The 11404-nt window shown below is 42.7% G+C and carries 12 protein-coding genes; all 12 read right to left on the bottom strand.

Annotated elements, in window-relative coordinates; genetic code table 11:
• Positions 1–136: 136 nt before the first annotated feature.
• The 12 genes from SGI74_12885 to SGI74_12940 are packed head-to-tail and all read right to left on the bottom strand — an operon-like array spanning position 137 to position 11355.
• Positions 137–1468, bottom strand: a complete 1332-nt coding sequence (locus SGI74_12885) for a hypothetical protein (GenBank protein ID MDZ4678392.1) — start codon at positions 1466–1468, stop codon at positions 137–139.
• Between the two features lies 1 nt (position 1469).
• Positions 1470–1961 carry a hypothetical protein gene (locus SGI74_12890; GenBank protein MDZ4678393.1) on the bottom strand — a complete coding sequence of 164 codons (492 nt, stop codon included), beginning with the start codon at positions 1959–1961 and terminating at the stop codon, positions 1470–1472.
• On the bottom strand, positions 1961–4138 hold the full coding sequence (locus SGI74_12895; protein ID MDZ4678394.1) for a hypothetical protein: 2178 nt from the start codon (positions 4136–4138) through the stop codon (positions 1961–1963). Before SGI74_12895 ends, SGI74_12890 begins: the two co-directional genes overlap by 1 nt.
• Entirely contained in the window at positions 4135–4626 is a 492-nt protein-coding gene (locus SGI74_12900) for a hypothetical protein (GenBank protein MDZ4678395.1), read from the bottom strand. The genes SGI74_12895 and SGI74_12900 overlap by 4 nt, the downstream gene beginning before the upstream one ends.
• A 1-nt stretch (position 4627) precedes the next feature.
• The gene (locus SGI74_12905; protein MDZ4678396.1) at positions 4628–5764 is read right to left on the bottom strand and encodes a hypothetical protein; all 1137 of its coding nucleotides are present in this window, start codon (positions 5762–5764) and stop codon (positions 4628–4630) included.
• Positions 5761–8148 carry a hypothetical protein gene (locus SGI74_12910; GenBank protein ID MDZ4678397.1) on the bottom strand — a complete coding sequence of 796 codons (2388 nt, stop codon included), beginning with the start codon at positions 8146–8148 and terminating at the stop codon, positions 5761–5763. Before SGI74_12910 ends, SGI74_12905 begins: the two co-directional genes overlap by 4 nt.
• A gap of 1 nt (position 8149) precedes the next feature.
• Entirely contained in the window at positions 8150–8317 is a 168-nt protein-coding gene (locus SGI74_12915; protein MDZ4678398.1) for a hypothetical protein, read from the bottom strand.
• Positions 8318–8367: 50 nt separating this feature from the next.
• The gene (locus tag SGI74_12920; protein MDZ4678399.1) at positions 8368–8748 is read right to left on the bottom strand and encodes a hypothetical protein; all 381 of its coding nucleotides are present in this window, start codon (positions 8746–8748) and stop codon (positions 8368–8370) included.
• Positions 8749–8766: 18 nt separating this feature from the next.
• Positions 8767–10272, bottom strand: a complete 1506-nt coding sequence (locus tag SGI74_12925; protein ID MDZ4678400.1) for a hypothetical protein — start codon at positions 10270–10272, stop codon at positions 8767–8769.
• 31 nt (positions 10273–10303) lie between these two features.
• Complete coding sequence (locus SGI74_12930; protein MDZ4678401.1) at positions 10304–10717, bottom strand: hypothetical protein; 414 nt, start codon at positions 10715–10717, stop codon at positions 10304–10306.
• The gene (locus SGI74_12935) at positions 10714–11025 is read right to left on the bottom strand and encodes a hypothetical protein (GenBank protein MDZ4678402.1); all 312 of its coding nucleotides are present in this window, start codon (positions 11023–11025) and stop codon (positions 10714–10716) included. Before SGI74_12935 ends, SGI74_12930 begins: the two co-directional genes overlap by 4 nt.
• Before the next feature lie 3 nt (positions 11026–11028).
• Positions 11029–11355: a DUF2190 family protein gene (locus SGI74_12940; protein ID MDZ4678403.1), complete on the bottom strand. Its 327-nt coding sequence runs from the start codon at positions 11353–11355 to the stop codon at positions 11029–11031.
• Positions 11356–11404 lie beyond the last annotated feature (49 nt).

Genomic DNA, 11404 nt, shown 5'->3' on the forward strand with positions numbered 1-11404 from the left:
AGGTAACGCCACTAGGCGCAGTCCATGTGCCGCCGGAGGTAAAAACTTTCCGCGCCTTTCTTGAGCCCGCATGGGCGTTAAAGCTTAAAAGAAATGTTAAAAATAAAAGAAAAATTATTCTCATGACTTTCCTCCCTTAAAAAACAAACCAATCCGTCCCGTCTGAAATGAAGGTGTAGGCACCCCAATCACCGCTTAAAATTTTGTTACTTGAGAGATTTTCAATTTTTTCAGTACCAGCTCTTGCGATAGTGCAGTTATTCGTTGAAAACGAACCTGCTTTATCCTTCACAATGAAATAAAAATTTTGAGAGGCCGCAGGCAAAGTTACGGTAACGGCACCGCCAGAAGTATCGACGAGATAAGTTGTTCCAGGTGTAGCGGTTGTGTTTGATGAGATTGTACTTATTGAAACGATATGAAAAAATCCCGGAACATCTGGGAAATTTATCGTTCTGTCATTTGTGTGGCTTGACGATAGAGTTAAAGTCTTTGCAGTTGTGGCTCCACCTAAACTCCATTTGGCTTGCTTTGTGGTATCACCAACATTTCCCCAGGCCACTGTGCTATCTGAGAAAATTTTATTCGTAAAAGTTTGCTGAGTTGAAAGAACAGCCATAGTGTCGGTGCTGTCTGGGATAGTAATCGTTCTGTCGTCAGTATGACTGGATAAAAGGGTCAAAGTCTTAGCCGTAGTTGCCCCGCCCAGAGACCATTTTGCTTGCTTTGTGAGGTCTGAAATATTTCCCCAAACAACATTTGAATCTGTAAGAATTTTATTTGAAAAAGTTTGTTGGCTTGAAATCACTGCCAAAGTGTCTGTCACATCAGGAAAAGTTAATGTTCTATCATTGGTGTGATTTGATAAAAGAGTAATAGTTTTGGCAGTAGTTGCACCTCCCAAACTCCATTTGGCCTGCTTTGTGGCATCTGTATCATTTCCAAAGCTCACCGATAAATCAGATAAGATTTTATTTGTGAATGTTTGTTGAACACCTAAAGCAGCAACGGTGTCAGTCGCATCGGGGAGTGTAAGCGTTCTATCATTAGTGTGGCTGGAGGAAAGTGTGAGGGTTTTACCCGTCGTTGCTCCTCCCAAAGACCATTTTGATTGTTTTGAGGTGTCAGAGACATTTCCAAAACTTGTCGTTGAATCAATTAAAATTTTATTTGAAAGATTCATTGCCTCTATGTTTGAGGCGAGCTCCACCCAAGCTGTACCATTAAAAACATTCTTTTTATTTGTGGTGGTGTTGAAAATTTCTAATCCCGCTGGCGGTGAGGAGATGGCATCTCGCTGGGCCTGACTCATGCGAGGGCCAAGAAGTCCTTTAACTGTAGATTTCACCTCAAGAAGAGCTTTTGGTTGAATGGCTGTGCTATCGCCAATTTTCACAGATTCAAACCGATCAGCTAGAGCCGGAGGAATCACAAGAAAAATGGTTAATAAAAAACCTATGGTTTTCATGTTATGTCTCCTTGGCAAAGCGTTTGATGATTTGATAACGAATTTTTCCGACGTAGTTTGGGCCGCCAAGCGCGTCACTGACGTATTGAACTTGGCCAAGTGTAGTTATTGAAAAATCAACACCAGATGCTTCGCCATCGGGATTTGCCCCGTAATCTCGATTTGAAACAATCCAGGTGTCAGAGACTTGCTCATAGAAGGCCATAAGCATTCCACCTACACGTTTTCCAAAGGTATCGTTTCGTCGCTCTATGGTGTATTCGACTTTGACTTGACGATATAAATCCTTATCAAAGAGAAGCCCTGAAAGGTCAGTAAGAGAGGCCGCATCATCAATCGTACCTTGATTTTCTCCGCCGCCTCCGCCAGAGGGAATAAAGTTAGCTTGCACATAGCCTAAAGTGACAAAGTCATCTGCCCCTGTGGGAGCTGTGGCCGTAGGTAGGAGTGGTGTTTCTGGGCCAGTCGTGAATTGATAGTCTCTTGTTCCCATCACCATCCCTCGGCGTTATCTTCAATACCTTTTTGGTCGTCTAAAATAAGCCCCACGACACGAAGGTCTTTGTTTGTTTCATTAACTGAGAAATTTCTTACTCTCAATTCTTCTGCATTAAATGGAAATCCAGGGAGCCTTGTTCTTGAAACTTCAAAAATATCAGAGAGAAGACTTGAGAAAAATCTAATGGGACTTGAAAATTTTAAAGTGCCCCTTCGTTCGCCAAAAATAAAAGAGAGCCTTTGAGCCAGAGTTTGTGCATCACTTGCAAACACATGCAGGGAATCAAAACTTTTTTGGCGACTCACCCCGTGAAGATAAAGGGCGGCGTCACTGATAGCAGTTGCAATGTCAAATGTGGCTTCAGGTCTGTTGATATCGATTGGGACTTCACGCTTATTATATTGAACTAAAATATCTGAAGCCATTTCGGTGTAATCAAATTCATACTGGAGGGAGCCTTCACCAATTTCAACGTCATCGATATTTTGGTTAGCTGCTGTTAAAGGTTTAACTTGAGCAATCGTCCATTTTGCTTCGCTGTTGACATAAATTTTTAAAAGAAGTGTTTGGCAGATTTTTTCAATAATTTCCCGGTAGGTGGGGAATGCGTCTGCTTGGTTTTCAGGGATTGCAATCCCTATCGGATCCCCAATATCTGAGGCTAGGGTTTGAAAGGTAGGGATATCGATTTCATCTTCAGGAATGCCAGCTTGCTTAAGAAGGGCGTAGATAATGACACAGCCATTTGACATATTCCCTAAAGAATTTTGGTCAGATCCAAAAGGCACACCTGCAATTGTTTCCTCATTCTGTCTTCCGTAGGCTCTACAAAAAATTTGATCTGTAGCGGAGAAGGCTCGTGGCATGCCGACATTGGCTTCCATATTACTTGTGAATCTAAAACCCTTACCAGGCATGCCGCCTGAAAGACTGGGCGTGTATTCGAAATAGTCCCTTACAAATTTTAGTTGGTAGCTAATGTTATCTTGAACGACCGTGACGTTCCCGACAAAACTTCTCTCGATGATATTGGCAAAATGATTTACGGGGTTCCCGTCACTCCAACCCCCTAAGTGCTCAATAAATAAATTGATCGGGTCAACCGCAGTAATAACGGCATAGGCTTGTGTTGAACCTCCTCCAAGTCTTAGGAGCCAAATCGTATCGCCTACATTAAAGCCGCTAATATCCGTAAAAAAGGTCACAGTATTTGTGTTGGTTTGACTCATGTCAGGATTTCTTAAAACTCCTCCCGTGGTGGGACTTGATGCAATCCCCCAGGCAACACAAAACCATCTATTCGGATTTGGCCCAAGCCCACTTGGAGAAAAGAAAAATCTTGTGGGAATAAACCCATCCACTCTCCCTAATACTTGTCTTATGGGCCGCCCGAACGCTGCAGGATCCGGCCCCGAGCCAATGCCAGCGTCGTAAAATTGAATGGGTGGATTATTAAAAGTTCCGGGATAGAGATTTTGATTTCTAAATTCACCATTGAGGGCGTCAAGCTGGTCATATAAATTAAACGTCACTTGATCGTCTTCAAATACGACATTGTTTCCAATACCACGGAAAACAAGCTGGATATTTAGAGAGGAAATTTTTCCCACCCAGTGGTACATCCGAAACTCAGCATTTCTAAAACTTTGATCAAAAAGAATTTCGTTAAAAAAATTCTCCGTGTTTGTCGCAACAAGAGAAGTTGAGTGAACGGGTAGAACACCAAATAAAACATCAGAACTTGAAGAAAGAAGTTGGGGAGCCTTTAAAATATACGGCTCAAAGGGCACAACCCTTGACGCCGGATCAAGCGGATCCCTATGCCAGTTAACATCAGTGGTTGCGATGTAGAGCTCATAGGCCGCAACAATGAAGGCATCTGAAGTTGTAGGGTCAAGATCGCCGCCGTTATTGATGTAGAGCAGCTTATTTTCATCATCGTAAAAATAGCCAAAAATGTCTGACGAGAGGGGAATGCTTGAAAGCTTTGTCGCAATGATAGGGCCAATGGTGCTCTTTAAATTCACAGCCGTCACAAATCCTGTCGCAAAGGGAGCCACATACACAAACGTCCCGTAAGCGCTCCACCCTATGACCCTCTTTTTTGGCGTCATCACCACCAAAAACTGCGTCTTTTTTGATTCGATTTGGAGGTTTTCGGAATATGTCAAAAGTCACCCCCAATAATGGCAACCTGATAGGGGAACCTGCTTAAAAATTTACCGTCTAAATTTAGATGCGAACTTCGTTGAATGGGATTTGGCCATGCCCTTTGCCAAGCGATATGAGAGGTCTCAATTCCTGTGTAGCCATTGGCCCACAAAACAAAATAAAAAGTTTCATCTCTTGGGAGAGCTGGAAGCTGATCAAAGTCAAACCAGATTTCCTTAAAGGCATTGGCAAGAGTGGTGATAGCTGATTTTATTTGAACATTTGTTGACGTGTAGACAAGACCACCAGGGCGTCCACCGTTATCTGAATAAATCCTCATCTCAAGGGAGGTAAAGACCGGATCATTATAGAGGATCATAAAGGTTTTTAAGCCCCTCAAAATAAAGGGCTCCACCCCCTCATCATGAAAAAGAACGGGGGAAAAGACCTGCGGGGAACCAGTAAAATCCCCCGTTTTTAGCCATTCCCCAAACACCCTTATCCCCATTTTAGAGCTCCTCCCTTAACTGCATCGAAAAAGAAAAATTATTGGGAGATTCGAGTAAGAAATTGGGATCGCTAGAAAATTTCACATATCTAGAATAGAAATTCTGAGAGCTACTAAAAGCTCCGTCAGGATCAAGGATGACAAAAAAGGGAACGGAGGTTCCCATCTTTTGAAAAATATCGTTAAAGACTTCAAGCTCAGAATATGTGAGCCCATTCCAATCAAGAGAAAATTCTTGAGTTTTTTCTCTTACACCTGAAAAAATTTGCCCACCTTCTGAAATAACCGATGTTGACCTATCAACAAACGATGATTTTAAGGGGAATTGAGCAGCACCACGCTGAGTTGAATAAAAATTCCCAAGATATAAACTTCCAATTTCAATAAACCCATTGGGGTTTGCAGAATCTTGAATTAAAAGCCTCCAATACCTAAGAGGTGTTGGACTGAGACCCGTCGGATTTATAAGAAGGATCGTTTTTTCGTTATAGGTAAGAGTGGTTTCAAATGTGGGGCTTGTCCAAGCGTCAGTGGCATTTGCTTGAAGTTTTAATGTGGCGCTTGAGCTAAATTGTATGGGAGCGTTTCTTTTTCCAATAAGAAGAAAGCACTGGGGGTTTGTGGAAATCCCTAGATCAAGAGTTAAAAATTCCTTAGTGTGGATTTTTAAAAAATCGGCGGTATAGGTAAGAGCCCCTGTCTTATCTGTACTTATGTCAAAGCCAATCACCGACGCTAATGTTGAAAGAACATCTGTATTAATTAATTCAAAAATCCCGCCACCACCCAAGCCGTCAGAGGTGACTTTTATTTTCTTAGAAATCAAATCTTGCGTGATCGTGTAAACAGATGCTCCCGCTACCTCAAGAGCCGCTTTGATGGCGGCCATTAACAAGACCGTAGAAGCATAATTACTCACAGCTATGGTGGCTGTGAGATCAACGGTGGTGGTTTCTCTAAAAATAAGTTTATTATTTAAAGAAGTGATCTCCCAAAACCCTTGAGTTCTCCAAACTTTTGACCTGCGCTTTTTATTGTAAACATTCACCGCTGGAAAGCTTGGATTCTCGCTTGAGGGAATGCCTTGCACCAGAATTTCAGGATCAATTAGGTTTTCAGCTAAGATTTTTACACTCATGCTGTTCTAAACCCCTGGCGATTAAGCTGCAAAATTGTTGAAGCTAGGTCTTTTTCTGAAATTCGTAAATTAACGACGAGCGTTTGATCCGATTGCACCTGTGGCTGAGTGGCAACTTGCCTTTGACTTGCAAGAGCTGCGAGTTGAGCATCCCGCTGATTTTTATCCACGAGAGTGACGCTTCCACCGCCGCCACCTTTCAAAAGACTTCCAATTAGGGGAATGCTGTTGGGTAAAATATCTACACCTGGAATTATTCCCCCGCCGAATACACCCTTAGATCCGTTGCCAAGACCTGTGCCTAAAAATCCTCCCTGACCAAAGAGACCTCCGCTCTCACCGCCACCGCCAAAGATATGGTTAATCCCCTCGGCTAGTCCTTCGATGAGTTTCTTCAAAAATTCGCCTGGGATTTTTAAAAATTCAGTTAGGAACTGACCAACAATTTGAGGAATGGCTTCGATGAATCTTCCAATCAAACGTGGAATGGCTTTTATGAGAGCTTCAATAATCTTTGGAATGTTTTCGATTAACGCTCCAATGATCTCAGGGATTGAAGCAATGATTGCAAAAATAAGATCGGGGATGTCATCAACTAGCGCATTGATGATGTCAGGAATTGATTTTACAAACTCCCTGATAATATTTGGCACTTGCCTTGTGAGCTCTATTCCAAATGCAGGAGCGGCCTTTATAATATTTGAAATAACTTGGGGGAGAGCTTTGGCAAAATCTTGGACAAACTTTTTAACTTCCTCCGGGCCTTTTGCTAAAAGCTCCAGCAGAGGGCCAACAACTGACCCAGCCCCTGGTAAAAAGAAGTCTGCAACAGCAGCGCCCGCAGCGGCCACAAGTTTTACCGCTCCTTGAGCACCCTGGCCAATCTGTTGAACAAGACCCGATGCAATTCCAAGAGCCTTATCTAAATTTGTTGTCCCTTTCGGGGTTTCTACCTGCCCAAAAAGTCCACCCACGGGATTCGCCGATAAAGCTCCGAGAACTTGCTCCCTTTGAGCTTTAGTGAGGGTTTCAATAACCTTGATTTGATTTTCAAGAGCTGCGGATCCATCATTTGCGGCCTTTACCTGGGCCTTGCCAACCGCTGCGATTGAATCAGCTAGGCTTTTTGATTTAGTTGAAATTTTTGAAAACTTATCGTCAACCGTGATGAAAGCATTTTTTGTTCCTTGAACAATGTTTTCAAAACCGTTATGGACTTTTTCTAACCCTTGGCTAATAGGGTTTGTGTCAATAGAGTTATTGAAATTATGGATCGCATCGATGCCATTCTTTAAACCTTGATTAAAATCTTCAACGTCGATTCCAAGTTTTTGAAATACTTTTTTTCCGAGAACAGTGTTGGATAGAATCTCAAAGGCATGAATGACTTGCTCAACAAGTTCTCCAGGCAATTTAATAAGGGCTCCAATGGATTTTTGAAGCAGAAATAAGAGCTTTATTACAATATCGGGAAGGGTAAGAAGAGCAACCTCTACACCTCGAATTGTTGTACCAATTCCTCCGATGGTGACGCGGATAAAATCAATGACAGGCGCTAGGGTTGCAAATGCCGAGATGATTCCACTTGAGATAAATTTTGTGATGGCAGTCGAATTATTAATAATGGCTTTTTCTAGAAATTCAAAACCATCTGCTGTTAATTTTAGAAGCCTCAAAATCACAGGGTTTTGAGTAATAATTCGGCCCGCCGCTTTTTCGACATCTTCAAAAGCGTTGCCGACCTTTTTGAGTCGTCCCTCGTAGGTATTGGCCGCAGCTTCAGCGGCCCCTGAAAACCTACTATTCACAAGGTCAATGGCAGCACCTGCTTGGAGTTGAGCAGCGGTCAACTTTGCTGTCGCAGGAACAAGACGATTCAGACGTCCTAATTGCCCTTCAAATGTTCGACCTAAAAGCTCTGTCGCACTCTCTAAACTTATCCCAAATACGGTGGATAGTTGAACTGACGCCTTGACAAGTTTTTCGGCTTCCGCATTTGAAACATTAAAGGCTTTGGCAAGAGCGACGTTTTTTAGGATGACATCGTCATTAATGCCCGTTGAGTGCTCTAAACTCTTTGCAAGGTTTTGAAAGTGTTGACTAGCTTCTGATGAAAAATCACCAGCAAGTTTTAGAGAAGTATTTAAGGCCGTTACTGCTTGCTCTTGTTTTTGAGCTGCCTCTGTTATGCTTTTTAGCCCCTCGATAAGTTCATGTCCTACAAGAACGGCAACAGCGGCCTTTGCAATTGTCTCTATGACGGCAATACTTTTTTCAATGGAGGAGAAACTTTGAGTAGCATTTTGGGAAAAGTTCTTTATGGCATTTTCAGCTGCCTGGGTGTTGGCCTTAATAATGAATTCGACTTCATTAGAGCCTGCCATTTTATCTCTTCTTTAAACTCTCGGCCTCAAGGCGCGAGATTTCAGAGCTAATAATTGTAAACGCCTGCGCCTTGAAGCTCGAAAGACTTTGCCCATCAAACCGATACCCAAGTTTTGAAAGCTGAAGACGCATGTTATATTCCATCAAAAGTGGGGCTGCTTCATTCACTAAGCTTAATTCCTTATAGGCCGCAGCCACTTGTTGCCTGATAAGGATTTCTAGTTTTTTGTTGGCGAAAATCCGTTCATCAAAATTTCAGCAACCATCAGCATTAATGTGCTGCAGTCCTGGTCATGGTGAAGGTCATCAAAGGATTCCAATTTTGTTCCATCGGTCTTTGTGACATCGACTTTCACATAGTGTTTTTTTGAGAGCTCAAGCATCTTGATAATGGTTTTCCATTTATTATCACCGGGCTTAACTTTTCCGTCGGGCGTGATGTCATAGCCGCACTCTTCAATGAATTGAAATTTTTCAACTTGAGTAGGCTTTAGAAGATGAATTTCACCTGCGAGATTTGAAGGACTTTCGATTCCTTCTCGATCTTTAAACGCCTTTGGAACCGGCCAAACAAAAGTCCATTTATTTTCATCAGTCATTTTTTACCCCTTTTTGGTTTAAACAAAATTCAAATACACTTCACCGGCACCCGTTGAATCCACATATGCCTCTAAATCAAAATCCACAAAAACAAGGCCATCGTTATCCACTGGCTTAAAACTTGTAACCACCGCTGTCGGAAGATACAGGCACCCGCATTTTCCAGGGATCCAGTTACCGCCGGATTTGGTTCCAAAGTTATAAAGAAACCGGGTGTTATCGCCTGCTCTTAAGCGTTTAAATTTGTCGGCGTCATATTGGTTCATGATGGCCGAGACACTCACCGTTACTTTCCTGTCTTTAATGATGGAGCCTGAGATTCCGCTTACGGCTGTCACATCTTTTATAGAGGCTTTACTATTTCCAATTTTAAAGCCGACTTTGCTTGCGTGGATCATGGCGGTTGAGGTGTTGTCCCCAATGAATAGCTCGTTATCTTTGGCGGCAAGCGGGTCAGCATTGTCATAACTTGGGCTGTACGGAGCACCTAAATTTAGTGGGTTATCCGATGTGTAGGTAAGAGCTCCCGTACTGTCAGCAGCTGTTGAAAATCCAATTTTTGTGGCAATTGAATTTGCCGTATTTGCACCGGTGTTCCATAGAAGACTTAATGTGGATCCAGTGCTTGTGACTGTGAATTTCCCGGTAGAGTGAGAATAACTGCAGGTAAAAGTATTTGCGCTCCCCAAACTGTTCAGGGCTGTCTCGATAGCCGAAGCAAGATCAACTGGATCCTTATAAACTTTTACCGCAAGAGTTATGACTCTGGTTGTCGCGTTATCTAAAAAATCAAGTTTACTTGTGGATGAGGTGATAACGATGGGATCAAAGAAGTATTGAATGCCATCTAAGGAATAGCTTCCGTTAATCAGATCACCCGCGCCAAAGTCAAAATTACTTTCAGTTACACGCACCCCGGCGATGAGCTCTATTGCTCCGCCGTTAGCTCTGTAATTCCATATCGAAAGTGTTGGATGTCCTGAATTTAAAGGTTTATAGAGGCAAGCTTTTCCAAGACCCACTCCTGTGCCTGGAGCGTTTAATAAATTAAATCCTAAAGTGATATCATCCCCTGAAACGCTTTGAACAACACGGATCGAATATCCATTGACTGGGTCTTTTATAAGAAGGGCCTGGCCCCTTTGAAAATTTGCACCGATTCCAGATCCAACTTTCACAACTGAAACAGTAGAGGCCGCAACCGTTGGGTACTGGGTACCTGCCAAAACTTCGCTTCCAAAGACAGCGCGCAAAAGTTGTTTAAAATTTGGAGCCTGACCCTCAACCCCTGAATGTCTGAGGTAGTGACTTATGGATGCCTTTGGTTCCTCAAGGCCAATGATACTTTTAGATGGCCCGATTGATGCCTTAATTTCTTTATTTTCAAGATTTGCAAAACTTGGCTCTAAACTAAACCCATCTTGAAGGGCAATAAAATCTGCAGGGGCCGCTGGCACTACAGGCACACCTTCAGTTGTCTCTTGCATGATGGCCATCACCGAACTTTTATTTGATAATCCCATTTTTATTCCCCCTCAAATATTTTGTTTCACTTTAAAACTGATACACCACTTCAAACGTAAGCCTTAAGGCCCCTATGGGCTTTTCGCCCTCTGAGGAAATTTCAATTTCTGTTTGGTTTAAAATACTCTCAATGACGTTTCCTCCTAATAGAGGGTCAGTATTTATGACATTTTCAATTTCAAGAGCCACGTCATCGAGCGCGTCATCAAGGTTGCTTGAGGCTTGGCATCTCACTTCAATTGCCAGCGAAAGCGTTCGCTTCAAAGGACTTGTCGCCACTGAAATTGGCTCTGAATGTTCTTCTCTTGCATAAACAAGAATCGCCGGGAGAGGAATCTCCCATAGGGGATTTGCCCTATTGCCAAAAACATTCTGGCCAGCTCCTGTTTGGCCTTTGAGAGCGTTGACTATAAATTCTCTGATGACCGCACGTTTATGACTCATTTTTGCAAGATAAGGATTGCTCCCCCTCCGCCGTCTTCCTGAGATTCGATGATGTTGTATAAATCTGTCCCTATTTGAACTTGATCACCGAACGTAGGTTTTGCATCTAGATCAGAAAGCCTTATCCCCAATGTTGGATGAAGGCTTGCCGTCCCAATTCCTTGGCCAGTATTCACTTCGACAAATTCTTTTTTAAAAACACCCCTAACAACAAAGGGGCTCCCACCATTTGGCATGTAAGTAAAAAGCACGCCAAAGGTGTTAACCCCAATTTTGTTGATAGAGTCCTCAACATTTGACCAATCCATTTTTTAGAATGATCCGTTAAGTCTTACTCGAACCAAGGCATCACCACTTAACGCTGCAACAACGGCCACACCGACAAGGGTGTTGCTTGAACTAGTTGTCGTTAAATTTTTTGCCGAATTATCCCAATAAACTTTTGCTCCTTGGGAAATGGCACCTGATGCCTTTGGGAGATCAAACACTCCTTCAAGTGCCGCCTCAACAGCAGCACCACTAGTGGCATCAAGAGATGCAACCCCAAAAACCGCACCTACAAGAAGACCTGCGCCACTAACAACTGTGTAGGGCGCAACCAGAGTGACTGTTTCTCCGAGTTGAATAAAATTTTTCATAAATCACCTCGCTTTTAAAATGTTTCAAAAAAATTCCTACTAATTTCGT

This window comes from Oligoflexia bacterium, from assembly GCA_034439615.1.
Taxonomy (GTDB): domain Bacteria; phylum Bdellovibrionota; class Bdellovibrionia; order JABDDW01; family JABDDW01; genus JAWXAT01.